We start from the raw sequence: 23358 nt of genomic DNA, 5'->3' as shown, positions 1-23358 counted from the left end.
TTGCAGTAAAAAGCGATGCTACGGCTAAGACTTATCAAATGAGGTGCGCGCCCGGGAGGTCGGGAGAGTTTACCTGCACAGGTGGCGATAATGCCACCGTATTCTTGATGGCTCGTTAGTGGTCGGGGGAGCATTAAGGCCGTGTCGTCGTCATGGGAGGTGTTCGCTGAGTGCAAACAGTCTTGCACTCTCAGGGTGGGACTGCTAAAAACGAGTATTAGCACTTGAATTGTCAGAGTGCCAGGAAATGACAAATCTTAGCGGGTGAGGTTGGCAAAACACTCACCGACCGTGCCGTCGCGGGCGCCCGCTGAACTAGACGTGAGTGTCGTCCTCAAATTACAAGGAGTACATACTTACATGGCTAAGATCATCGCTTTTGATGAAGAAGCACGCCGCGGTCTGGAAAAGGGCCTGAATACCCTGGCTGACGCAGTCAAGGTCACCCTCGGTCCAAAGGGTCGTAACGTTGTGCTGGAAAAGTCGTGGGGCGCGCCAACCATCACCAACGATGGTGTATCCATCGCTCGTGAAATTGAGCTGGAAGACCCATACGAGAAGATCGGCGCTGAGCTGGTCAAGGAAGTAGCCAAGAAGACCGACGACGTCGCTGGCGACGGCACCACCACCGCTACCGTCCTGGCACAGGCACTGGTTCGCGAGGGTCTGCGCAATGTGGCAGCGGGTTCCAACCCAATGGGCATCAAGCGTGGCATTGAAAAGGCTGTTGAGAAGGTTACCGAGCAGCTGCTGTCCACCGCTAAGGAAATCGAGACCGAGGAAGAGATCGCAGCTACCGCAGGTATTTCTGCTGCAGATCCTGCAATCGGCGCCAAGATTGCCCAGGCGATGTACGCAGTGGGCGGCGGCAAGCTCAACAAGGAATCCGTCATCACTGTTGAAGAGTCCAACACCTTCGGCGTTGAGCTCGATGTGACCGAGGGCATGCGCTTCGACAAGGGCTACATCTCCGGCTACTTCGCCACCGATATGGAGCGCCAGGAAGCAGTCCTCGAAGACCCATACATCCTGCTGGTTTCCTCCAAGATCTCCAACATCAAGGACTTGCTGCCACTGCTCGAGAAGGTCATGCAGACCGGCAAGCCACTGCTGATCATCGCCGAGGACGTTGAGGGCGAAGCTCTCTCCACCCTCGTGGTGAACAAGATCCGCGGCACCTTCAAGTCTGTCGCAGTCAAGGCTCCAGGCTTCGGCGATCGTCGTAAGGCAATGCTGCAGGACATGGCGATCCTCACCGGCGGCCAGGTCATCTCCGAAGAGGTCGGCCTCTCCCTCGAGACCGCTGACATTGAGCTGCTGGGCTCCGCACGCAAGGTGGTCATCACCAAGGACGAGACCACCATCGTCGAGGGTGCTGGTGACTCCGCAATGATCGAAGGCCGCGTCAACCAGATCCGCGCCGAGATCGAGAACACCGACTCCGACTACGACCGCGAGAAGCTGCAGGAGCGCCTGGCTAAGCTCGCCGGTGGCGTCGCCGTCATCAAGGTGGGTGCTGCTACCGAAGTTGAGCTCAAGGAGCGCAAGCACCGCATCGAAGATGCAGTCCGCAACGCGAAGGCTGCTGTTGAGGAAGGCATCGTTGCCGGCGGTGGCGTGGCGCTGCTGCAGGCTGCACACGTGCTTGACGACGACCTTGGCCTCGTCGGTGATGAAGCTACCGGTGTCAAGATTGTCCGCTCCGCGATGTCGGCTCCGCTGAAGCAGATCGCAGAAAACGCCGGTCTGGAGCCAGGCGTCGTTGCCGATAAGGTTGCAGGCCTGCCAGTTGGCCAGGGTCTGAACGCTGCTACCGGAGAGTACGTTGACCTGATGGCTGCTGGCATCAATGACCCAGTGAAGGTAACCCGCTCTGCTCTGCAGAACGCTGCCTCCATTGCAGCTCTGTTCCTGACCACCGAGGCTGTTGTTGCGGATAAGCCACAGCCAGCTGGTGCAGCTGGAATGCCAGACGCTGACGCTATGGGTGGCATGGGCGGCTTCTAATATGTCGTTCTGGCGTCGTTAGCGCCTGCATTTGGGCCCGTCCTTCCCTTAACTGGGGAGGGCGGGCCATTTCTTGTTTCAGGGGATACAAGGGGTCGACGCCTTTGAGCGGGCTCATTCTCGGCAGCTTTCGGCAACTTCCGAGGCGATCGGAGTATCCCCGTCTCGAGCTTGGTCATGACACCGCGCTCACGACCCCTCGGTGGGAAAGCGCGGAGCCAAGCACTCACATTCGCCCAACTGGGTTATTGGGATGGTCCGGTTCTACCGCTACGGTTCGACCAAATTCGACTAAAACCGCGTAAGGATCAGTTGGAATTCCGTCAATTCTGAGGCCTGAAAGTGTCAAAATCAGTCCCAAGTTGTGCCAACTAATTAGGCCGGCACCGAGCGTACGCGGTTGTTTGCCTCCAAAAATCCGGTAAACAGAATATGAATTGGAGGTTATCGGAGCGTTTCCCAGGGTGTACTTTCCCCCTCATTTGGGGGTGTGTCGATTAAAAATGTTTCTGCGACTTTCGAGATTGCGGAAGTATCGACACGTTTAGTAATAGTGTTACCGGTAGAGCGACACGTTTTGAAAAAATTCACATATTTCTTCGTTGGCTCGGGTGATATTCCGCCCGTAGTGGCGAAAAAGCGCAGGTCATTGCAGATATTGTGAATCTGGTGCCGGACTCTTCGGTTTGGGACTGAATATTTCTCTGCCGGCAGAAAATTGCGGTTTTTGAGTTGACCGTGATTCTAAATGTGCTTTAATTTACTCATGACGTCCTGAGGGGCGTCAGCAACTGGAAACTGTTCACCGGCTTCACTGAAGCTGGTGCCTCTCAAGGAGATACTTCTCATGGATCTTTCCCTCATCAAGACTCAGCTCGCTGACTTCGGCACCTTTGTTGAGAACTCCCTCAAGCTGGTCAACGCACTCTTCGGCATCAAGGAAGGCGAAGGCGCTGTTTGGGACTTCATCTCTCTGTCCACCAAGGCTGGTTGGTCTGACCTGGTTGACGCAGACACCACCAAGGCTGGCTACGACGGCCTCTTCGACAAGGATGGTGGCTTCACCTCTTCCGTCGTAAACAAGAAGTAATTTAACTTCAAAACCTCACCAAGAATCTGGAGTAATAAAATGGCTGATTTTTTCACCGCGCTGTCTCTTGACACCCTCGTTTTCTTCCACCCAATCGTAGCTATCCTCGAATTCCTCGAGCCATTCGGCAAGGCTGCCGCTGCTGCTTCCAAGCTGATCGGCCTCATGCCAAAATAAGCCTTAGCGCTTGAGTGAAATCCCCCAGCTATGCTGGGGGATTTTTTGTATGCAGCTTATCTGCTAGCATCAGCTTACTCACTTCCAAATCCAAGGAGGCTCATATGGCCGAATTCTTTACTGCACTTTCCGTCGATAGCCTGACGATCGTTCATCCATTGGTTTCGATCCTGCGCTGGCTTCAGCCATTTGCCGATGTCGCTGATGCGACTTCCGAGCTGATTGGTCTTGTTGCCTAGTTCAGGCTATTAAACCCGGCTTTCAGCCGGGTTTTCTTTTTTTTGCAATCTAAAAACCGTAGCAATGCTTCACCCAATAGAACCCGACTAGACGCGGTAAGATACTAGACATGGCTGAATCCAAAGAGCAGGAATTCCACATCGTCGACTTGGCTGCGACTGAAGGTTATGTTGTCGATGATTCCGACGAAGATGATCCGGTACTTCTCACCCCTGAAGGTGAGCCAATCGATACTTGGCGGGAGAATTACCCCTACGAGGAGCGTATTTCCCGCGTGGAATATGAACACCTCAAGCGTGGTCTTCAAATTGAGCTGCTGAAATGGCAGAACTGGACCAAGGAAACCGGTCAAAAGCACATCATCATCTTTGAAGGTCGAGATGCCGCAGGCAAGGGTGGCACGATCAAGCGCTTCAATGAGCACCTTAACCCACGTGGAGCGCGCACTGTCGCTCTGGAGAAGCCTTCGCCACGTGAATCTACTTCGTGGTATTTCCAGCGTTATATTCAGCACTTCCCATGTGCGGGAGAAATCGTCTTCTTTGACCGCTCTTGGTACAACCGTTCGGGCGTAGAACGCGTCATGGGTTTTTGTACAGAGTCTCAGCACGCGGAGTTCTTGCGCGAGGTTCCAATGCTGGAAAACATGATCATGGGTTCTGGAATTTCCTTGACCAAGCTGTGGTTCTCCGTGACACAGAAGGAACAGCGCACCCGTTTTGCGATCCGTCAAGTAGACCCAGTTCGTCAGTGGAAGCTTTCCCCGATGGACTTGGCATCGCTTGATAAGTGGGACGATTATACCCGCGCGAAGGAAGAGCAATTCCGCTACACCGACACCGATGAGTCTCCTTGGATCACCATCAAGTCAAACGACAAGAAGCGCGCCCGGCTCAATGCGATGCGTTATGTGCTGTCCAAGTTTGAATACACCGGTAAGGACCACGAGCTCGTAGGCGAGCCTGATCCTAAAATCGTGCTTCGCGGTCGTGACCAAATCGGCGACTAGAATCATGTAGTCGAATTCCGCCCTCGTTCCACCGATTCAGCTTGGAACGAGGGCATTCCTATGTCTGCATTTCCCAAGAGGAAACTATTGGTCAAGTCGGATGCCTTAAAGTGCGTCGAAATTTAGTACAAAATAACAATATGGTCTCAAAGCCTGCGGGCCAATGACGTACTCATTATCATTCGATTCAAGGGTCGAAAATACTCTCAAAGCAGGGTCGATCCCGTCCAGTTGATGAACGCTCCTCAGTGAAAGGTGAAAGAATAATGAAGCTCCGTCGTGGCATTGTAGCTGTTGCAACGTCTCTCGCTCTTGCAACCGGAACCGCTGTCGTTGCGCCAGCTGCACAGGCGCAGTCCGCTGCCGCAGATGCAGGCTCCTCCGCAGGCATCGGAATTGTTAGCTCCCTGATTGGTCTCGGCATTTCGGTCGCATTCTGGGGCACCGTCTACAACTTCCTCGTTAACCACGGGCACGTAAATGGTCAGATCATCCGTGAACTGCCAGTGTTCTAAAGCTTTCTAGCTTAAACAAAATGGTCCTCACCAGGTGGTGAGGACCATTTTTCGGCTAACAAGCAAGTGTCCCACCAAAATAGAGTGGGGACAACTTTGCTATCGGATACCTAGAATTGGTTGGCGTATACCTTAATTCCCGTCGCCAAGTAAATGTAGGAGCTATCTTCTGCAGCCTTGGCGCCAAAAGGAGTCTGGTAGGAGATCGTGCCCAGTGTCTTTGAAAGGTTGTTGATGCGATCGGTTGTCACCTGGTTCTTTGGGATCCGTATGACAAACATTGCAGCCTTACCGTCTTGGGAGTACATATTTGCTTGGCCAACGCCATCGGTCACCTCGTAAGCGAGTTCCCCTTTAAGCGCTAGGTCAAGAGACTGTTGTGCGTAGGTCTCAGCGTCCTGGCTGTAGATGAAACCAGCGTCAGTCAGGACCTTCTTGTAAGCCTCGAGGAGCTGTTCAGAAAGTTTTACTTCAGGAGCAGGAGCCGGCTTTGATGGCTTTGGGGATGGCTTTGGGGTGATCGTCTCGACCGAAGCTTCGGACGATCCGAACGAGGAAAGTGCCTGGGCAGTGCCCATGCTAGAAAGAGTCAAGGAAAGCGCGAGTGCGGCGCCGAACGCGCCCTTAGTCAATTTTTGCATAGGTATATAACTAATTCACCAAGCCCGGAAAAATCATTTCTAAACCTAAAAATTTAGCTATCTATCAGATTTGCTACCCCCGTTTATAGTAATCAAGGGTGCAAATCTGAAAGCCAGATGAGCGGCCTAGCAACGCCCGATCACCCTCAATTAACTCGCACTCCAAGGCTCGATCGGATTACCCTGCCATCTGGTAAATGCGGGGACGCGATCGCCACGCATCACTAGCGAGCCAGGACCAACGCAGGTATCTGTACGAATCTCCGCAGCGGGGAGGGCAACGGAGTGCGGAGCCAGGGTGGCGCCGTCGCCAAGCGTGACTTTGTCCAAGCTCATCACTCGGTCTTGGAAAAGGTGGGTCTGTACCACGCAGCCACGGCCTACCGTTGCGCCTCGGCCGACCCAACAAAGATCAGCCTCCGGGAACCAGTAGGACTCAATCCAGGCGCCGCGGCCGATGTGTGCGCCGAGTAGTCGTAACGCGGTGTTCAGGGAGCCAGTCCCGAGGTTGTGGCTCAAGTACCACGGGGCTGCCACGCCTTCGACGAAGGCATCTTGAAGTTCGTTCAGCCAGACGAACGGCGACCACAGTGCGTGATCGCCTGTGCGGATGAACCCGACGCACGCCCACTTCACCAGCACCGTGATCAGCAGAGCGAGAACGCCGAACACAATCAGCACCACTCCCGACAACGCCCAAGCTGCCACGAGCCCCAGTGAAAGCACAATGGCCTGCAATGTGGCCAACACGCCAACGAACAGCAGCGCTGAGGTGATGGGGGCTAGGAGGCGCAGCGTCTCAACGAAACCACGTGCGGCCTTGACCCCGAAGCCAGGGCTGTAGGTGCGGTCCTCACCTTCGCCGACGCTCACGGCGACACGCCGCAGGCGCTCCGGCGGAGAGCCCCACCAGTTGGATCCGGCCCGCGCCTTCTTTGGGGTAGAGGACAGTACTGCAACCAGCGAATTCTTCCCTAGCTTGCGGCCAGGGCCGGCGATGCCAGAGTTGCCCAGGAAGGATCGCTTACCGATGCGTGCGACGTCGGTAAGCATCCAGCCACCGCCGAGCTCGTAGCCACCGATCAAGGTGTCGTCGGCAAGGAAGGAGCCCTCGCGGATGTCGGCGAGCTTCGGGATCATCACGGAGGTGGAGATTTCCGCGTTCTTGCCCACCTTCGCGCCGAGGCTCCTAAACCATACTGGGGTCAGCTGAGAGGCATACAGGGGGAATAGGTAGGTACGGGCGTCGTCAAGCAGTCGCTCCGTGGTCCACAGGCGCCAGCCCTGGAGGCTGCGCACCGGGGTGACGCCGGGGCGAATCCCCAGGCCACACAGGCGGACTTGGAGCCAGACGAGGATCATGAATGTCGCGAAGGCGGTGAGTGCACCCAGGGGGGTGAAGGCCAGCGCCCAGCCGAGGGCCGTCCAGCCTGTGCCAGAAGAGGCAAACCGTTGGCCAGGGACAATAACGACGAGCGCGCCTGCAGCCAGCGCTAGCAGCGGCATGATCGACAGCCACATCGATGTCAGTCCGTAGAGGGGCACCCAGTAACTGCGACGTGGCGGATGCTCGTCAGGGAACCGATGCTTCGAACGCCCAACTTTGCGGGCAGGGGAGCCTGCCCACCGGGCACCCGCCTTGACCTTCTTGTCGGCGGTGATCGTGGAGCCAGCTTCCACATGCGCATCCTCGCCGATCACTGTGCCAGGCAGCAAAGTGGATCGGGCGCCGATGCGGGCATTGGCTCCCACTTCGATCGCGCCCACATGGACCACGTCGCCTTCCACCCAGTAGCCGGTCAGATCAACCTCGGGCTCTACAGCGGCGTGGTCGCCCAGCGTGAGCAGTCCGGTAACCGGAGGTAAGGTGTGCAAATCGACGGCCCGGCCGATCTTCGCGCCGATGAGTCGGGCATAAGTAAGGATCCAGGTCGCGCCGGAGATGTTTTGAGCACCGGAGGTGTCTGCCAGTCGCTCCGCGGCCCAGATGCGCAGGTGCACACTGCCGCCTCGGGGATAGTCGCCCGGTTGAATAGACCCAGTTAGCGCTCGGATGAGCAGCGCGCCGATGGGCAGCCGGCCCAGGGGCGTGAGGAAGATGAGTCCCAGAGCGCCCGAGACCCACCAGGAAATCGGCACGGCCCAACCCACATGCATGGTGCTGAGCAGCGAATTGAGCAGGGCAAGCCCCGCGATCCACTGCGTGCCAGCCAGCGTCATCGCCGGAAGCTGGATGAGCAACTGAGCAAGCCGGGTGCCTGCGCCCACTGGTCGCACTTGGCTGTGCTGTGGCACGGTTTCGGTTGGGGCGATGGTGATGCCACTAGCTGCAGCGATCGCATCGACACGTTCTGCTAGCAGCTCGAGTCGCGGGTGGTCGTATAGGTCGCGCACAGATACGGTGGGTACGCGGTCGCGGATGGACCCGACTAGGGTCGCGGCCGCGAGCGAGGTGCCACCCAGTTCGAAGAAGTCGGCATGCTTGGAGTCGACGGAGATACCCAAGGTCTCCACCCACAGTTCCGCCAACCACTGCTGAGTGGCGGTGAGATCTGCTGCCTCCACCGTCGTGCCAGGCAATGGCCAGGGCAGGGCCTTCTTATCTGCCTTGCCGGAGGTGCGCACTGGAATGTCGTCCATTACGTGGATCCGCGGCACGAGCGCGGCCGGCATGATCTCGGAAAGGCGCGCGTGGGCTACGGCGTGGTCGAAACTCTGGGCGGGATCCTCCAAGGCAACGTAGCCGACGAGCACTTTATCGCCCGCCCCGGTGGTCTGTACCGCAACCGCGGACATTCGCACGTTTGGCAGCGACGCTACCCCGGCCTCAACCTCGCCAAGTTCAATGCGGCGACCACCAATTTTCACCTGGTCATCTACCCGGCCAACAAAGTACAGGCCATCTTCTTCCAGACGCACGTGATCGCCCGAGCGGTACGCGCGCTCCCACCCGATTGATGGCATAGGAGCATATTTCTCGGCGTCCTTCAGCGGGTCAAGATAGCGAGCTAGCCCGACGCCGCCGATTACCAATTCGCCCACTTCACCCACAGCCACCGGCTGCTCTTGCTTATCGACGACGACAAGATCCCACCCAGCCAATGGCAGGCCAATACTGACGGGCTGGTTTGGGTGCATCGTTGTTGCGCAAGCGACCACGGTTGCCTCGGTGGGGCCGTAGGTGTTCCATACTTCTCGGTCGGCGGTCGCGAGGCGTTCCACCAGTTCTGGTGGGCAGGCTTCGCCGCCAAAAATGAGCAGACGCACGTTATCGAGGGCTTCGGCCGGCCACATTCCGGCGAGCGTCGGCACGGTGGACACCACCGTGATGTCTTGTCGGATTAGCCAGGGGCCAAGATCCATCCCGGAACGTACTAGCGAGCGAGGTGCCGGAACCAAGCAGGCGCCGTGGCCCCAGGCCAGCCACATTTCTTCACAGCTGGCGTCGAAAGCTACTGACAAACCAGCAAGCACACGGTCATCGGCGCCAAGCGGGCCGCCGGGCGAGTTTACGAGGAAAAGCTGGGCCTCGGCATCCACGAATGCTGCTGCGCTGCGGTGAGACACGGCCACACCTTTCGGCTTTCCGGTGGAGCCGGAGGTGAAGATGATCCAGGCGTCGTCGTCGAGCTGAGGGCGTCTGGTGTCTCCGGAAGTGCTACGCCGCTTGATGACCAAGCCTTCGTCGGTAAACACAGCGTTGACATCGGCTTCTCCGAAGACCATGTCGGCGCGTTCCTCGGGGTCGTCGGCGTCGACGGGCACGTAGGCCGCACCGGCGGCGATCGTGGCCAGGATCGCGAGGTAGAGGTCCTTGGAGCCAGAGGACATCCGAATACCGATGCGGTCGCCACGCCGAATGCCATTGTCATGCAGATGGTTCGCTAAGGCATCGACTTCCTCCATGAGGTCGGCGTAGGTGAGGACGGTGCCGTCGTCAATGGCGGCTGCGTCCGGGTTGGCGGAGGCAGTGGAGACGAGGATGTCGTACAGAGTTCGGGGAGGCGCCGCTTCAGCGCCACGCAGATACTGGCCTGGCACCCGGTCCAGGGTAAGTGGATGCGGTGAAGTCACGGCTTAGTCGTCCTCCGTCACAATGATGGACTTGGCCAACTTCTTCAGATGCTTCAGCTGCTTGGACGTTGATTCGTCCAGCGCGCGATCCTCCGCTTCAGCCACCAGGGCGGCTAGCTCCGCATGCGCCGTCTTGCCCTTCTTGGTGCTGGTCACGATTTGCCGACGGCGGTCTTTTGGATCGCGCTCCCGCTTGACCCAGCCGTGCCTTTCCAGCGCGTCGATGAGGCGCACCATGTCGGAGGCATCGATGACGAGCGTCTCGCAAAGCGACGACTGACTGGCCGCATCGCCGGTGATCAGGCAGGTGAGCACCCAGTACTCACGCAGTGAGGTGTTTTTGGTGGAGAGGCTAGCTTCTACTTCGTCACGAGTGCGGCGCCGCAACCTTTCCAATTGAAAGGAGGGCGATTCCAGCAATAAGGTGGGGATTTCGGTTGGACTAGTCACGCCTGCCATCCTACGTCCCCACCATAGAATTAAGAAATCATTGGTGATCCACCACTATTGAGAGGGTGGGCAAATGCTTATTCAGTAGGTAGCCCGGCATCTACCCAGGCGGTAGTACCACCTTCGACGTTGATCGCCTCGATACCAGCTTCGTTCAGGTATTCCGCGACCTGCGCCGAACGGCCACCACTCTTACAAATGACGTACACCGGACGTGATCGGTCCAGCTTGCCGGTGTGCAAGGTAAATTCGCTCATCGGGTAGTTTACGGAGCCTTTGGCGTGGATCTCATCCCATTCAGCTACTTCGCGGACATCAACGAGCTGGGCATCTTTAGGTACTTCGGTTACTGCTATAGATTTCATTGGGAGTCTCCTTAGTGTGCGAAATGTTGAACTATTTCCCACTGTACCAATCTGCAGAGGGCCTTTCAGATGGTCGAGAAGTGCCACAAGTGGGCAATCTCGGAGGCGATCAACGCCTCAAGCAAAAAAGGTGCGGAGCCGCCTCCGAATAGAAGAGGCAGCTCCACACCTAGTGCAGCGAAGCGGGATTACTTGCCGTAACGCTCGATCGCTTCTGCCAAGATGCGCTCAGCTTCTGCCTTGTCGCCCCAGCCAGAGCCGGTGACTTCCTTGTTAGGCTCTAGGTCCTTGTAGCGGGTGAAGAAGTGCTCGATTTCGTCCTTCTGGAAATCGGAGACATCTGAGATGTCCTGCAGGTGGTTCCAGCGTACGTCGTCGACAACGCAGAGCAGCTTGTCGTCGCCACCAGCCTCATCGGTCATTTTGAACACGCCGAGTGGCCGAGCCTTCACGATGACGCCCGGGAATACTGGCTCGGGAAGGATGACGAGTGCGTCGAGTGGGTCGCCGTCTTCGCCGAGGGTGTGGTCGATGAAGCCGTAGTCCAGCGGGTAGGCCATCGGGGTGAACAGGTAGCGGTCGAGGTAGACCTTGCCGGTCTCGTGGTCAACTTCGTACTTGTTGCGGGAACCCTTTGGGATTTCGATCGTTACTTCGATGCTCATGCGCACTCCTTGATATTTTCGGGCAAAAGTCCCTTCTATCGTAGCGCCGGTAAGCCGGTGACACCGTCAAGAGGGCTAACCTGGTGGGGTGCTGAAAAAGGTTGGATGGGTTGCAGCTGTCGGCGTGACCGTGCTCGCCGTGGGTGGCGTATCGACGTTTGCCGTTGTCAAGAATGCAGGTGTGGGGGAATTGACCTACGCCCCGGCGTCGACAATTGCTGCCCCAACCCGCCAGTTGCCGGTAGCCAACGGGCCGGCCACCGATGTCGCGCAACTGCGGACGAAACTTGACCGCCTGGCTGCGGACCCCCGCCTCGGCACGCTAACCGGCCAGGTCAGTGATGCCAGCACCGGTGAGATCGTTTGGGAGAAAGCCTCGTCCCAGCCTTCGCGCCCGGCGTCGACCACGAAGGTGCTCACTGCGGCGGCCGCATTGCATGCGCTGGGGCCGGACGACCGCATTGCCACCGAGGTGGTAGCAGCGGAAACGGGGACAGTTGTGATCAAGGCTGCCGGGGATGTCTGGATGACTGCTGAGCAGCTGGATGAATTGGCCCGCCAGATCGGAAGTGCGCAGCGCGTGTTGATCGATACGTCGGCCTGGACCGGCACTGACGTACTGCAAACCTGGAACCCTGAAGACATTGACGCAGGCTACATCGCGCCTATGCAGCCCGCCATGCTCTATGGCGGCCGGATTGGGGCGAAAACCGGAGATGTGCCACGCACTCATCAGCCGGCGCTGGCGGTAGCACAGGAGTTGGCGCTGCGCCTCGACGCCACCGCTGGGACTGGGACTGCTCCGCAAGGGGCCACCGTGGTTGCACGGGTGGAATCACCGCCACTTTCGCAGCGTCTGGAAGCGATGATGCTGGATTCGGACAACGTCATGGCCGAGGCAATTGGCCGCGAGGTGGCTATCAAACGTGGCACTGGAAGCGACTTCGCTGCTGCGGTCGCCGCCACCCAAGATTGCCTGCGGGAGCTAGGTATTGACCTAACGGGGCTCGATTTGAAAGACAATTCGGGACTTTCCGAGAGCAACCGCAACACGCCACGCTTGCTCAACCAGGTGCTGCTCACCGCTACCCAACGCGACCAGCTGCGTCCGCTGCTGGCAGCGCTGCCGGTAGCAGGCGGTAACGGAACCCTCGCCGTCAGATATCAAAGCTCACCCGCCCGCGGTTGGGTGCGTGCAAAAACAGGCACACTGACTGGGACGTCAGCGCTAGCCGGTTATGCGGTTTCCGAACAAGGGCACGTCTACACCTTTGCGCTGCTGTCCAATGACTCCGACATCCTGCCCGCCCGCGTTGCCCTCGACGAATTTGCCGCAGGCCTGCGCTGATGCCCACCCATATCGGCGAGTTGTCCCTGCCACGCAAGTCACCACACTTCTTGAAACTTCGGGTAGCCATCCGCCCCTTTCTTAGCGCTCAGGTCGCGGTGGGGCTATCCGGCGGCGCAGATTCCCTCAGCCTGGTCGCAGCCGCCCGGGCCGAGGGCTGTGACGTCCATGCCATTTGCATTGACCACGGACTACAACCTGGATCAGCCGAAGTGAGTGCCAGCGCCGCCGAAACAGCTCAATCCATGGGGTGCACGAGCGAAATCCAGCGCGTTAAAGTCGCACAAGGAAACCTGGAGGCGCAGGCGCGCCGCTCTCGTTACGAAGTCTTCGCCCGATCACCCAGACCCGTGTGGGTGGCGCACACTATGGACGATCAGGCCGAAACCTACCTGCTGGGGGCGCTGCGCGGAAATCCAGCCGGAATGCTGCCCGTGACCCAACTCGGAACCACTTCGCTCGTGCGGCCGCTGCTCACCGTTCGGCGTGCCGACACCCACGGCGCTTGCGCTGAGCTCGGATTAAGTCCATGGCAGGATCCCCACAACCAAAACCCCGCTTTTCGACGCGTCGCCGTACGCCAACACACGTTGCCCCACCTCAGCGAACTCATCGCCTCAGATGCGGTGCCGGCGATCGCCCAGGCAGCGGAGCGAGCAGCGCTTTTACAGGACTTCGTGCGGGGGGAGTCGGTGGCGATGGACGTCGCAAAGCTGCGGGCAGTGCACCCCGCGGTGCGCCAGGCGAGCATCGCGGAGTTCCTCCACCGGGAGGTGGGCCAGGTCAGTTGGGTCGTGGTTCGGGAAGTCGAGCGGCTTGTTACGGATTGGCATGGGCAAGGGCCCATCGCGGTGGGCGGGCATGCAGGTGTGCGGCGAAACGTGTCCCGGGTGGCAGGGAAGTTAGTTATCGACTAGATTTTCCGACGCATTCTTGGTGCTGGGGGCGAAAAAGTGGCAAGCTGGCTGTAACTGTTTTATTTTGCGAGCACTTCCGAAAGTTAAGGGACCGGCGCACATGCATGACATCAAGGATTTCAACGTTCCAGCTAACCGCTACGGGGATGATGTAGAGGCGGTGCTTATCGACGAGCGCACGCTGCACAATCGGATTCAGGAACTTGCCGACAAAGTCTCGGAAAAGTACCGCGATTCCGAAGATGACCTGCTGTTGGTCTGTGTGCTCAAAGGCGCAGCTATCTTTATCACTGACTTCGCTCGCGCTTTGAACATTCCAAGCCAAATGGAATTCATGGCTGTCTCCTCCTATGGCAACGCCACCAGCTCATCCGGCGTGGTCCGTATTCTCAAAGACCTAGACCGCGATATTGAAGGTCGTGACGTTCTGATCGTGGAGGACATTATCGACTCCGGGCTTACCCTGTCCTGGCTGTTGAAGAACCTGCAAAACCGAAATCCAAAGTCGCTGGAAGTCGTGTCGCTGCTGCGCAAGCCGGAAGCGGTTAAAGCAAAGATTGACCTGCTCGATGTTGGCTTTGAAATCCCCAATGAATTCGTGATCGGCTACGGCCTTGACTACGCCGAACGCTACCGTGACCTGCCGTTCGTCGGCACGCTGCACCCGAAGGTCTACAGCAACTAGCGTTGCGAGCGACAACTCTGGGAACTAAAGCACCATTGTTGTTCGTTGATCTCCTGTTAATCTTCCCCGTTGCTACCTAGAAAGGTTCCGGCCGCTGCGTTTGAGTGCAAACGTGGTGGCGGTATCTATGGACAATAAGAAACTCCTCCGCTACGGCGGCATCGCCGCGGTTTTGCTGATCTCGCTCTTCATCATGACCACGTTGACCAGCGAAACCCGCAATTACCAAAAGGCTGACACTTCGATTGCAATTGCGCAGCTTGATGCCAAAAACATCAAGAAGGCGCAAATCGACGACCGCGAACAGCGGGTACGCCTGGAACTCAAAGACCCCATCAAGGTGAAGGAACGCGACGGGGTCACCAAGATCATCGCCGATTACCCTGCGCGAACCGCCCCGGTGATCTTCGATAAGGTGGCCCAGGCCAACGCCGAGGAATACAACACCAAGGTCACCCGAGATAGCTTCTTGGGCTCCATGCTGCAGATGCTGATTCCGATGCTGCTGCTGTTCGGCCTGTTGATGTTCTTCATGTCGCGCATGCAGTCTGGCGGAATGGGGATGTTCGGGTTCGGTGGCTCCCGAGCCAAGGAACTCAACAAAGACATGCCGACGAACACTTTTGCCGACGTCGCCGGCGCTGACGAAGCCGTCGAAGAACTTCACGAAATTAAGGACTTCCTGCAGGATCCAACTCGCTACGAAGCGCTTGGCGCGAAGATCCCGCGTGGCGTGCTTTTGTATGGCCCTCCGGGCACAGGTAAGACCTTGCTCGCGCGTGCGGTTGCCGGTGAAGCAGGCGTGCCGTTCTATTCAATTTCTGGTTCTGACTTCGTCGAGATGTTTGTCGGTGTCGGTGCTTCCCGTGTCCGTGACCTGTTCAAGCAGGCCAAGGAGAACAGTCCGTGCATCATCTTCGTCGACGAAATCGACGCAGTTGGTCGCCAGCGTGGCGCCGGTATGGGTGGCGGACATGATGAACGCGAGCAGACCCTGAACCAGCTGCTGGTGGAAATGGACGGCTTCGGCGATCGCCAGGGTGTCATCCTGATGGCGGCCACGAACCGTCCCGATATTCTCGACCCCGCGCTGCTCCGCCCGGGTCGCTTCGACCGACAGATCCCGGTGACTAACCCAGATCTCAAGGGACGCGAAGCGATCCTGGAAGTCCATTCCAAGGGCAAGCCATTCGCTAAGGACGTGGATATCAAGACCTTGGCCAAGCGCACCGCAGGCATGTCGGGTGCGGATCTGGCCAACGTCTTGAATGAGGCTGCGTTGCTTACCGCACGCGTGGGCGGAAATGTCATTACCGCAGATGCGTTGGAAGAAGCTACTGACCGCGTCATCGGTGGCCCGCGCCGGGAATCCAAGGTCATTTCTGAAAAGGTCAAGAAGGTCACCGCCTACCACGAAGGTGGGCATACCTTGGCTGCTTGGGGATTGAAGAACATCGAGTCCATTTACAAGGTCACCATCTTGTCCCGTGGAAAGACCGGTGGTTTTGCGATGACCGAACAAGAAGACGACAAGGGCATGTACAACCGCGACGAGCTCTTCGCCCGCATCGTCTTCGCCATGGGCGGCCGCGCGGCCGAGGAACTCGTCTTCGGTGAACCCACCACGGGAGCCTCCAACGACATCGAACAAGCCACCCGCATCGCGCGTGCCATGATCACCGAATACGGCATGAGCCCGGAAATCGGTACGGTCAAGTACGGCACCGAAGAAGGCGATCCATTCTCCGGCCGCGGTGGTGGTGGCACCTTCGCACCGTCGCCAACCGTGCAGGCAACTATCGACGAGCAAACCCGATACCTCGTGAACAAAGCGCACGAAACTGCCTATGCCATTCTGGCGGAAAACCGCGACTACTTGGATACACTGGCGGAAAAGCTGCTGGAGAAAGAAACGTTGCGTCGTCCTGACCTCGAAGTCATTTTCGAAGGCCTGCAACCGCGCGATGCGATGGAAGTATTCCCTGGTGAGGCAGTGAACTTCCCTGCACAAGCCGGCCGGGAACCGGTGAAGACTCCTGTTGAGATCGCCATCGAGCGGGGTGAGGAACCACCGAAGCGATTCTCCATCCTGGAGGCGTCCCGGGCAGCGCGTGAGCGTCGCCAGCGGGAGCTCGAAGCCCAGCGTGCTCAGCAGCCAGGCGGATGGCAAGCGCCCGGTGCCCCTGCTCAGCCTGGGCAGCCGCCTGCGGGTGGCAAGCATGCTGCGCCTGAATCTGTGCCAACTTATGGTGGCACCCCACCGCCTGCAGGCTGGTCCGCACCTGGCTGGCCACCTCGCGACGATTCCGAAGCGAATCCGTATGCACAGCAAGCTCAGCTGCAGCCAAAGCAACCTCCGATCGCCCCTCCAGTGGCCCCTGGTCAGCAGACTCCATCGGCTCCTGCTGGTGAGCAGCAACATGCGCCACACCCCGGGATGAAGAATTACTCTCCTGATTCACCCGCTCAGGGCACGGCGCACCCAGTGGGTGGTGCACCTGAACCAGGCGCACCTGAATCAGGAACAACCCAGACAGGTACGGCAGACGCAGACAAGCAGTCTGCCAGCCCACGGCCAAGCGATGCGCCTACGGAGGAGTTCGGTTTCCGACTTCCAGACCGCGAGCAGCCAGATAACCCGGAGCAGCGCAATGACTGATCCACTGCCAGCAAACATTGATCACGCTCGCGCGGAAGCTGCCGTTCGGGAGCTCTTGATCGCGGTCGGGGAAGACCCGGACCGCGAGGGGCTGCGGGAGACCCCAGCGCGCGTGGCGCGGGCCTATGCGGAGGTTTTCGCCGGGTTGCACGTAGATCCGACGGAGGTCCTCAACAAGACTTTTTCGGAAGATCACCGCGAGTTGGTGTTGGTCCGGGACATCCCGATCTATTCCACGTGCGAGCACCACTTGGTTCCCTTCTTTGGCAAGGCCCACATTGGCTACATTCCAGGCAAAGACGGCAAAGTCACGGGTTTGTCCAAGCTGGCCCGCCTGGTGGATATGTACGCCAAGCGCCCGCAAGTCCAAGAGCGTCTGACTTCGCAGGTAGCCGATGCCCTGCTGCATAAGCTGGACGCGCATGCCGTCATAGTTGTCATCGAGTGTGAACACCTCTGCATGGCGATGCGTGGCATCCGCAAGCCTGGTGCCGTCACTACGACCTCTGCGGTCCGGGGCGGATTCCAGACCAACGCGGCCTCTCGCGCGGAGGTTCTCAGTTTGATTCGAGGTGCCTAGCACAGTGCGGGTTTCGGACCTCACCAACCCAGATCGCTGCCTCGTGATGGGCATCGTGAACGTCACCGACGATTCCTTTTCCGACGGTGGGCGATATACGGACGTCGATAAGGCAGTGGCCCACGCCCTAGCGCTTGTCGACGCCGGCGCCGACCTCATTGACGTCGGCGGAGAAAGCACGCGTCCCGGGGCAACCCGGGTTTCGGCCCAGCAGGAGTTGGAGCGGGTAGTTCCCGTGATCGCTGCGCTGCGCGAAGCTGGGGTGTCTACCTCGGTGGATACGATGCGGGCGAGTGTCGCGGCGGCGTCCGCCGATGCCGGAGTTAGCCTCATTAACGATGTGTCCGGTGGCTTGGCCGATCCAGAGATGTTTGCGGTGATGGCAGAGAAGGACCTGCCTGTTTGTTTGATGCATTGGCGCACGGACCGATTCGGTGATGCAGCTGGAAGCGCGCACCGAGGTGCGGATGTGGTGGCCGATGTCCATGAGACTTTTGCGGAATTGACTGAAAAAGCGATCCGCGCCGGTATTTCGCCGGAGAACATTGTTCTTGATCCGGGGCTCGGCTTTGCGAAGACGGCGGTCGATAACTGGGCGCTGTTGCGGGCGCTGCCCGAGTTCGTGGCTGGGGAATATCCCATTCTGGTGGGTGCCTCACGCAAGCGGTTTTTGACTGCGATCCGTGGCGATCGGGGCCTGGAGGCTTCTCCACTCGATGCTGATGCGGCCACCGCGGCCGTCAGTACCCTCTCGGCGCAGGCTGGTGCTTGGTGCGTGCGTGTTCACGATGTGGTGTCCTCGCGAGATGCGGTGGATGTCGTGGCGGCGTGGCAGGGAGCGCGCCATGGCTGACCGGATTGAACTGACCGGATTGGAGTGTTTCGGTTACCACGGGGTGTTCGATTTTGAACGTCGGGAAGGGCAAAAGTTCGTTATTGATGCGACCTGTTGGCTGGACACTGCCCCGGCTGCCGCAGCCGATGACTTAACGCTCACACTGAACTATGCTGAGTTGGCGCAGCTGATCGTTGACATCGTCACAGGCGAACCACGCGATCTGATTGAAACGGTCGCTGCGGAAGTGGCGAATACAGTAATGGAACGCTTTGAGCTACTGCATGCTGTGGAGATCACCGTCCACAAGCCGGCAGCGCCCATTCCGCACTCTTTCGCCGATGTTGCCGTGGTTGCCCGGCGATCTCGGAAGTCGTTAAGAACTTAGGAGCATTTATGCGCGCAGTACTCTCCATCGGCTCGAATATGGACGATCGACTGGCTTTGCTGCAGCTAGCCCATGACTACTTTGCCGAAGAGTTAGTGATCGCTTCCAGCATTTACGCCACCCCGCCGTGGGGTGTAGAGGATCAGGATGACTTCCTAAACGCCATTCTGGTGATCGAAACGAGCCGAGACCCTTACGCACTTCTCGAAGCCGCCCACGAAGTCGAAGACCGTGCCGAGCGACGTCGCCTGAAGAAGTGGGGACCGCGTACCCTCGATATCGATATCGTGCAGTGCAGCGAAGGAAACATTGAGCTGACCAGCACGGATCCTGTGCTCACCTTGCCACACCCGTGGGCACACGATCGAGCATTCGTCTTGGTTCCGTGGCTGGAAGTGGAGCCAGATGCCATCCTGCGAGGTAAGTCGGTAAGCGCGCTCTTGGCGCAGATGCCTGCTGATAACGTGGCGGAGGTTCGTAAGGTAGACACGTTTGCTGCGGGGATTACTGTATGAAATTGACGTCGATCCCCGGGTTGATTGGATCTTTCATCTTCTTTTTGCTCGCCGCGTTTATTTTGAGCCGAGCGTATTACGGTCAGATGGGTCCGGTTTCGATTCGAGCGACGTTTACGCTGTGGTTCCTAGCCGCAGTCTGCGTGATTTTGAGCCTTCGGGTGCGGGAACGGAAGGAAAAGGGCGAGATCGGCCTGGATCGCAGTCAGCTCAGTCCGCTGGTCGCCGCGAATTTCCTCGTTATTGGCAAGGCCACCTCGTGGACCGGGGCGATCGTCGGTGGTTGTTATGCCGGTTTGGCGGCCCACGTGCTGCCCAACATCGGCCAACTCACGGCCGCCGCAAACGATGCCCCAGCCGTGATCAGTGGCACCTTGGGTGGCATCTGCGCAGCTATTGCAGGCGTGTATTTGGATCGCAACTGTGAAACCCCGCCGCCGACTGATGGGGAAGCTGCGTAAGCGCCCCGCTACCCAAGTATTAATCGCTTGACAATCCGTGATTTTGCGGTGCTGCAGCCACCAATCCAGCACCAAACTGGGCTAGATTAGACAACATGAGTGCGCAGGACAATACCCCAATGCAGCAGCACGCCGAAGACTTTGACTCCGAGGCGGTGCACGAAGACGACACCCGCCGTGGCAACGTAATGTTGGTTGCGCTTGTGGTCCTCGCGGTCGTTGCCAGCATCGTGATGTTGTTCTCCAATAGCGACGCTGCCATGAAAATTGCAGTCCTCGCCGCGCTGTGGGCTGCTTTCCTAGGCCTGTTTTTGGTGGCTCGCTACCGCAAGCTTGCCGACTCCGAACGGGCGCGCAGCGAAGCACAGCGGCGCCAATTCGAAAGTGAATTGCGTCGGGAGCAGGAAAACTTTGCGAATAAGCAGCTCGTTTCCACTCATTCGAAAGACACTGAATTACTGGAAGAGATCCGTGAGCAGCTTGCCGAGATGAAGGTGCAGCTCGAGGAGCTTTCCGGCCGCGAATTCGGCTACGAGCCGGCTGCGTTGCGCGCGGAAGCACGCCGGATTCAGGAGATCGAAGCGGCAGCATTGAGCGTTGATAAGCAGCCGGAGCCGGTTGTTGAGCACCCGGCGGTGGTGGCAGCTGCTAAACCTGCAGAAACCAGCGTTGTTTCCGGCAAGGAGCGGTTTACTACAGGCTCGTTTGCCGCGGTAAAACTTGAGGTGGAGGAAAAGCCGGAAACCGCGGAATTTGAAGTCCCTGCGTTCTCGAAGGAGTCGGCGCCGGCGGATTCTGAGGATGCTCGCGCTGAAGCAGCGGAAGATGTCGAGCCAGCTGAACCCGCGCAACCGGCAGAGCCAGTTGAGCCACCGGCTCGGCATGGGCGCCGGCGTCGCGACGAGAAGGCCGATAGCGTTTCGGTGGCTGAGCTGCTGGCAAACTTGAAGAAGAAATGATGACAAAGCCGCGGATGCGTATTGGGGTGATTGGTCACCTCGACTACCAGTTGGCTGATCGGCTGGAGAACGCCGGGCACTCCGTGGAGTGGCGGGTGCCGTGGGAGGCAGTGGCTGAATTTGATTGCTTGCTCCTCGCCGTGTCGGCCGAGGATCTTCCAGATGTGGTGGCGCGGTTGCGCGGACGCGTGCGACAACGCCAGATTGTTATTCATACCTGCGTGGAGCTGGGGGCTCGCGCTTTACGAGAGCTTGGTGGGGTGGCGATTGCCCTGCACCCTATCGACGACTTGTGTGCGGTTGGGGCTGAGGACGAGTTGAGCGAGACGGTCGCTACGTTGTTGGTGCAGGAGATGGAACTTCGACCGGTGATGGTGCCCGAGGGGGACCGTGTGGCGTTGGGGGCGGCGCTGAGAAAGGTTGTGGAAGTTAAGCAAAGCTTGGCCAATCTAGAAGCTTCATTCGAGTCCGACGGCGCTTATGCGTTGTTTGTGGCCGCGCGAAATTCCACGACCTGGGGTTATTACTAGGCGCGGGGTGCGGGTTGGGTAAAGAAAACCCGGCTTGTCTTGTGGGTAGTTACGCAAGACAAGCCGGGTTAATTCCTGGCGTGGGTTAAGCCTTCATGCCGACCTTGCCGGACTTTGGCCATACCACAGCTACTGCTGGGCGTGGCACAGCGTTGCCACCGTCTGGCCAGTGGACGGTTGGCTTGTCGGCGGTGGCGTCGTCGCCTTCGCCTGGGTGCTGGACGTTGACCAGGACTCGTTCGTCGGTGACGATTGGGCCACAGGTTTCGGCTCCCTTTGGCACGGTGAGGAAGCACTTGAGCTCGCCGCGGTTGGTGCCGTCGAGTGCGACAGCGTAGAGGCCGTCGTTGCTCTTGAGCGCGTTGCCATCGGTGGAGATCCACAAGTTGCCGTGGCTGTCGAAGGCCACGTTGTCTGGGCAGGAGATTGGCGAAACCTTGGTCTTGTCGAAGCCGCCGAAGTAGGTGTATGCCTCGTTCGGATCGCCACAGACCAGCAGGAGGTTCCACACGAAAGTGTCTCCAGCGTGGTTATCGTCCATTTCCATGACCAGGCCGTTCTTGTTTTCTTTTACTGGGGCCCATTCAGCGACAGCTGGGTAGTTCTTGCCGTCTTCAACCGCGCCACGGTACTTGTTGTTGGTCAGCGCGATGTAGACAAGGCCGGTCTTCGGGGAAACCTCAACGTCTTCTGGTCGGTCCATTGGGGTGGCCTTGACCTTGTCGCCAGCCAAACGGGTGAATACGGCAACTTCTTCTGGCTTCATGCCTTCGACGTGGGATTCTGCGGAGCCGTCTTCCTTAGCCGTCAGCAGCTTGATCCACTTGCCCTTGCCGTCGAATTGGCCGTCCTTTGGCAGCTGGCCGGAGCCGTCGATTTCTTCCTTTGGAGAGTTGCCCTCGAACTGGGCGACGTACAGGGTGCCTTCATCAAGAATGCGCAGGTTGTTAGCCATGTCGCCCTCTTTAAACTTGCGGGAAGAAACGAACTTGTAGAGGTAGTCGTTGCGCTCGTCGTCACCGGAGTAGCACACGACGGTGCCGTCCTTGGTGATGTGGATGTTGCCAGCTTCGTGCTTGAAGCGACCAACGGCGGTGTGCTTGACCGGAGTGGAGGTTGGGTCCATTGGGTCGATTTCGACGAGCCAGCCGAAGCGGTTTGGCTCATTTGGGGTCTTGGACACGTCGAAGCGGTCGTCGAAGCGCTCCCACTTGCGCTCGGTTTCCTTGCCCTTGATACCGAAACGCTTGAGCTTCTTCTTTGCGTCCTCGTCGGTGAGCAGGTCAGCGTTGCCGAAGTACTGGTCGAAGTTCTCTTCGCCGGAGAGCATGGTGCCCCATGGGGTGATGCCGCCGGCGCAGTTGTTCAGCGTGCCCAGGACAGTCTTGCCTTCTGGGTCGGCTGCAGTCTTCACCAGGTCGGTGCCCGCAGCTGGGCCGGTGAGCTTGAATGGGGTGGTGCCGGTGATGCGGCGGTTCAGCGGGCCAAAGGCGCGCTTGAGGTCGCCGGAGCCATCGACCTTGGTTACTTCCAGGATGGTGTGGCCGTGAGCTGCCAGACCAATCTTGAACTGGTCCTCAGTTGGGTTGTCCTTGTTGTAGCCCTTGAACATGTTTGGTTCGGTGGTGTACTCGTGAGAGCAGACGTACACCATGCGGTTTGGGTCGCTTGGGTGCTTGAGCAGGCCAGCGAAGTCGCAGTTGAAACCGAACTGCTTTTCTGCGTCTTCCGGGGTCTGCTTGTCGATGTCGAACTCAGGAGCACCTTCGATGACTGGGTCACCCCAAGCGATCAGGACAGACTGCTCGTATCCTTCAGGGATAACCAGCTTGTCCTCGGTGTTTGGCTTAACTGGAGTGAATTGGAGGCCTGCTGGGGAGTTGGTTGCTGGCTTGTTGGATGCGGACCCGCCGGTGGAGGAGGAACCTGTGGAACCGGTGGAGTCCTTCTGGTTAGCCGGGGTGCAGGCAGCCAATGCGGAAAGACCGCTGACTGCGAGGGTTGCTACGGCACCGGCCTTCAGTGCAGAACGACGAGTGATGTCCCCGAAGTATTCATTGCCGGACTGGTTGGAGCATTCCCCAAAACAGGCATTACCGCACTTGTAAGTACAAGTGGTCTTGCTGCGATTGGATGTAAACAGGTTTAGTCCCTTGAGTTCCACGAAGGCCTCCATCATGTGGTGCAGCCCGACCGGGCAGAGTCGGGCTGCGGGCAAGTATTTTCACTTGGGAGACTAAGGGGGCAG

The 23358-nt window shown here is 58.5% G+C and carries 23 protein-coding genes; 17 read left to right on the top strand and 6 right to left on the bottom strand.

The window, feature by feature from the left end; all coding sequences use genetic code 11:
- Positions 1-360 precede the first annotated feature (360 nt).
- The 6 genes from groL (at position 361) to CEPID_RS10520 (ending at position 5038) form a co-directional block, all read left to right on the top strand.
- A complete protein-coding gene (groL, locus tag CEPID_RS10535; protein WP_047240917.1) occupies positions 361-2007 on the top strand; it encodes a chaperonin GroEL in 1647 nt (548 codons plus the stop codon).
- An 847-nt stretch (positions 2008-2854) separates the two neighbouring features.
- Positions 2855-3097, top strand: coding sequence for a hypothetical protein (locus CEPID_RS10530; RefSeq protein ID WP_047240916.1), 243 nt, complete (start codon positions 2855-2857; stop codon positions 3095-3097).
- Positions 3098-3136: 39 nt separating this feature from the next.
- Positions 3137-3274 (top strand): hypothetical protein, encoded by a 138-nt coding sequence (locus tag CEPID_RS13355; protein WP_158408045.1) that lies wholly within the window; start codon positions 3137-3139, stop codon positions 3272-3274.
- A gap of 104 nt (positions 3275-3378) precedes the next feature.
- The gene (locus tag CEPID_RS13665; RefSeq protein WP_269079458.1) at positions 3379-3513 is read left to right on the top strand and encodes a hypothetical protein; all 135 of its coding nucleotides are present in this window, start codon (positions 3379-3381) and stop codon (positions 3511-3513) included.
- A gap of 110 nt (positions 3514-3623) precedes the next feature.
- Complete coding sequence (ppk2, locus tag CEPID_RS10525; protein WP_047240915.1) at positions 3624-4523, top strand: polyphosphate kinase 2; 900 nt, start codon at positions 3624-3626, stop codon at positions 4521-4523.
- Between the two features lie 266 nt (positions 4524-4789).
- Positions 4790-5038, top strand: a complete 249-nt coding sequence (locus tag CEPID_RS10520; protein WP_047240914.1) for a hypothetical protein — start codon at positions 4790-4792, stop codon at positions 5036-5038.
- A gap of 110 nt (positions 5039-5148) precedes the next feature.
- On the opposite strand, the gene CEPID_RS10515 is transcribed toward CEPID_RS10520, so the two are convergent.
- From CEPID_RS10515 to CEPID_RS10495, 5 genes are all read right to left on the bottom strand, one after another.
- The gene (locus tag CEPID_RS10515; RefSeq protein WP_047240913.1) at positions 5149-5679 is read right to left on the bottom strand and encodes a hypothetical protein; all 531 of its coding nucleotides are present in this window, start codon (positions 5677-5679) and stop codon (positions 5149-5151) included.
- Between the two features lie 150 nt (positions 5680-5829).
- Positions 5830-9753 carry a Pls/PosA family non-ribosomal peptide synthetase gene (locus CEPID_RS10510; protein WP_047240912.1) on the bottom strand — a complete coding sequence of 1308 codons (3924 nt, stop codon included), beginning with the start codon at positions 9751-9753 and terminating at the stop codon, positions 5830-5832.
- Positions 9754-9756: 3 nt separating this feature from the next.
- Entirely contained in the window at positions 9757-10212 is a 456-nt protein-coding gene (locus CEPID_RS10505) for a MarR family winged helix-turn-helix transcriptional regulator (protein WP_047240911.1), read from the bottom strand.
- Between the two features lie 68 nt (positions 10213-10280).
- Positions 10281-10568, bottom strand: coding sequence for a rhodanese-like domain-containing protein (locus CEPID_RS10500; protein ID WP_047240910.1), 288 nt, complete (start codon positions 10566-10568; stop codon positions 10281-10283).
- Positions 10569-10756: 188 nt separating this feature from the next.
- Positions 10757-11233, bottom strand: coding sequence for an inorganic diphosphatase (locus CEPID_RS10495; RefSeq protein ID WP_047240909.1), 477 nt, complete (start codon positions 11231-11233; stop codon positions 10757-10759).
- A gap of 88 nt (positions 11234-11321) precedes the next feature.
- On the opposite strand from CEPID_RS10495, the gene dacB reads away from it, so the two are divergent.
- The 11 genes from dacB to CEPID_RS12570 all read left to right on the top strand — a co-directional run bounded on the left by dacB (position 11322) and on the right by CEPID_RS12570 (position 21110).
- On the top strand, positions 11322-12581 hold the full coding sequence (dacB, locus tag CEPID_RS10490; protein WP_236684239.1) for a D-alanyl-D-alanine carboxypeptidase/D-alanyl-D-alanine endopeptidase: 1260 nt from the start codon (positions 11322-11324) through the stop codon (positions 12579-12581).
- The gene (gene tilS, locus CEPID_RS10485) at positions 12581-13498 is read left to right on the top strand and encodes a tRNA lysidine(34) synthetase TilS (protein WP_047240908.1); all 918 of its coding nucleotides are present in this window, start codon (positions 12581-12583) and stop codon (positions 13496-13498) included. The genes dacB and tilS overlap by 1 nt, the downstream gene beginning before the upstream one ends.
- A gap of 100 nt (positions 13499-13598) precedes the next feature.
- On the top strand, positions 13599-14183 hold the full coding sequence (hpt, locus tag CEPID_RS10480; RefSeq protein WP_047240907.1) for a hypoxanthine phosphoribosyltransferase: 585 nt from the start codon (positions 13599-13601) through the stop codon (positions 14181-14183).
- 127 nt (positions 14184-14310) lie between these two features.
- Positions 14311-16842, top strand: a complete 2532-nt coding sequence (gene ftsH / locus CEPID_RS10475) for an ATP-dependent zinc metalloprotease FtsH (protein ID WP_047240906.1) — start codon at positions 14311-14313, stop codon at positions 16840-16842.
- Positions 16835-17422, top strand: a complete 588-nt coding sequence (folE, locus tag CEPID_RS10470) for a GTP cyclohydrolase I FolE (RefSeq protein WP_047240905.1) — start codon at positions 16835-16837, stop codon at positions 17420-17422. Before ftsH ends, folE begins: the two co-directional genes overlap by 8 nt.
- Positions 17423-17426: 4 nt before the next feature.
- Complete coding sequence (gene folP / locus CEPID_RS10465) at positions 17427-18275, top strand: dihydropteroate synthase (protein ID WP_047240904.1); 849 nt, start codon at positions 17427-17429, stop codon at positions 18273-18275.
- Positions 18268-18645: a dihydroneopterin aldolase gene (gene folB, locus CEPID_RS10460; RefSeq protein ID WP_047240903.1), complete on the top strand. Its 378-nt coding sequence runs from the start codon at positions 18268-18270 to the stop codon at positions 18643-18645. Before folP ends, folB begins: the two co-directional genes overlap by 8 nt.
- 8 nt (positions 18646-18653) lie before the next feature.
- Positions 18654-19160, top strand: coding sequence for a 2-amino-4-hydroxy-6-hydroxymethyldihydropteridine diphosphokinase (folK, locus tag CEPID_RS10455; protein ID WP_047240902.1), 507 nt, complete (start codon positions 18654-18656; stop codon positions 19158-19160).
- Positions 19157-19621, top strand: a complete 465-nt coding sequence (locus CEPID_RS10450; protein WP_047240901.1) for a DUF3180 domain-containing protein — start codon at positions 19157-19159, stop codon at positions 19619-19621. The genes folK and CEPID_RS10450 overlap by 4 nt, the downstream gene beginning before the upstream one ends.
- 95 nt (positions 19622-19716) lie before the next feature.
- Positions 19717-20580, top strand: coding sequence for a DUF6779 domain-containing protein (locus tag CEPID_RS10445; RefSeq protein WP_052843539.1), 864 nt, complete (start codon positions 19717-19719; stop codon positions 20578-20580).
- Complete coding sequence (locus CEPID_RS12570) at positions 20577-21110, top strand: hypothetical protein (protein ID WP_144413516.1); 534 nt, start codon at positions 20577-20579, stop codon at positions 21108-21110. The genes CEPID_RS10445 and CEPID_RS12570 overlap by 4 nt, the downstream gene beginning before the upstream one ends.
- Positions 21111-21195: 85 nt before the next feature.
- Here the strand turns inward: CEPID_RS12570 and CEPID_RS10435 are convergent, their stop codons facing one another.
- Complete coding sequence (locus tag CEPID_RS10435; RefSeq protein ID WP_047241523.1) at positions 21196-23274, bottom strand: PhoX family protein; 2079 nt, start codon at positions 23272-23274, stop codon at positions 21196-21198.
- Positions 23275-23358: the final 84 nt, after the last annotated feature.

Source organism: Corynebacterium epidermidicanis (genome assembly GCF_001021025.1).
Classification (GTDB): Bacteria; Actinomycetota; Actinomycetes; order Mycobacteriales; family Mycobacteriaceae; genus Corynebacterium; species Corynebacterium epidermidicanis.
Note: the sequence above shows the minus strand (reverse complement) of the source record. Positions and strands in the feature narration are given on the sequence as shown.

Excerpts from the sequence above, each read along its gene's own strand:
- CEPID_RS13665 (WP_269079458.1), top strand. The coding sequence starts at position 3,379 with ATGGCCGAATTCTTTACTGCACTTTCCGTCGATAGCCTGACGATCGTT.
- CEPID_RS10530 (WP_047240916.1), top strand. The coding sequence starts at position 2,855 with ATGGATCTTTCCCTCATCAAGACTCAGCTCGCTGACTTCGGCACCTTT.
- ppk2 (WP_047240915.1), top strand. The coding sequence starts at position 3,624 with ATGGCTGAATCCAAAGAGCAGGAATTCCACATCGTCGACTTGGCTGCG.
- CEPID_RS10505 (WP_047240911.1), bottom strand. The coding sequence starts at position 10,212 with ATGGCAGGCGTGACTAGTCCAACCGAAATCCCCACCTTATTGCTGGAA.
- CEPID_RS10500 (WP_047240910.1), bottom strand. The coding sequence starts at position 10,568 with ATGAAATCTATAGCAGTAACCGAAGTACCTAAAGATGCCCAGCTCGTT.
- hpt (WP_047240907.1), top strand. The coding sequence starts at position 13,599 with ATGCATGACATCAAGGATTTCAACGTTCCAGCTAACCGCTACGGGGAT.
- CEPID_RS10520 (WP_047240914.1), top strand. The coding sequence starts at position 4,790 with ATGAAGCTCCGTCGTGGCATTGTAGCTGTTGCAACGTCTCTCGCTCTT.
- folE (WP_047240905.1), top strand. The coding sequence starts at position 16,835 with ATGACTGATCCACTGCCAGCAAACATTGATCACGCTCGCGCGGAAGCT.
- ftsH (WP_047240906.1), top strand. The coding sequence starts at position 14,311 with ATGGACAATAAGAAACTCCTCCGCTACGGCGGCATCGCCGCGGTTTTG.
- CEPID_RS10495 (WP_047240909.1), bottom strand. The coding sequence starts at position 11,233 with ATGAGCATCGAAGTAACGATCGAAATCCCAAAGGGTTCCCGCAACAAG.
- CEPID_RS10515 (WP_047240913.1), bottom strand. The coding sequence starts at position 5,679 with ATGCAAAAATTGACTAAGGGCGCGTTCGGCGCCGCACTCGCGCTTTCC.
- folB (WP_047240903.1), top strand. The coding sequence starts at position 18,268 with ATGGCTGACCGGATTGAACTGACCGGATTGGAGTGTTTCGGTTACCAC.
- CEPID_RS10445 (WP_052843539.1), top strand. The coding sequence starts at position 19,717 with ATGAGTGCGCAGGACAATACCCCAATGCAGCAGCACGCCGAAGACTTT.
- tilS (WP_047240908.1), top strand. The coding sequence starts at position 12,581 with ATGCCCACCCATATCGGCGAGTTGTCCCTGCCACGCAAGTCACCACAC.
- CEPID_RS13355 (WP_158408045.1), top strand. The coding sequence starts at position 3,137 with ATGGCTGATTTTTTCACCGCGCTGTCTCTTGACACCCTCGTTTTCTTC.
- folK (WP_047240902.1), top strand. The coding sequence starts at position 18,654 with ATGCGCGCAGTACTCTCCATCGGCTCGAATATGGACGATCGACTGGCT.
- CEPID_RS10450 (WP_047240901.1), top strand. The coding sequence starts at position 19,157 with ATGAAATTGACGTCGATCCCCGGGTTGATTGGATCTTTCATCTTCTTT.
- CEPID_RS12570 (WP_144413516.1), top strand. The coding sequence starts at position 20,577 with ATGATGACAAAGCCGCGGATGCGTATTGGGGTGATTGGTCACCTCGAC.
- groL (WP_047240917.1), top strand. The coding sequence starts at position 361 with ATGGCTAAGATCATCGCTTTTGATGAAGAAGCACGCCGCGGTCTGGAA.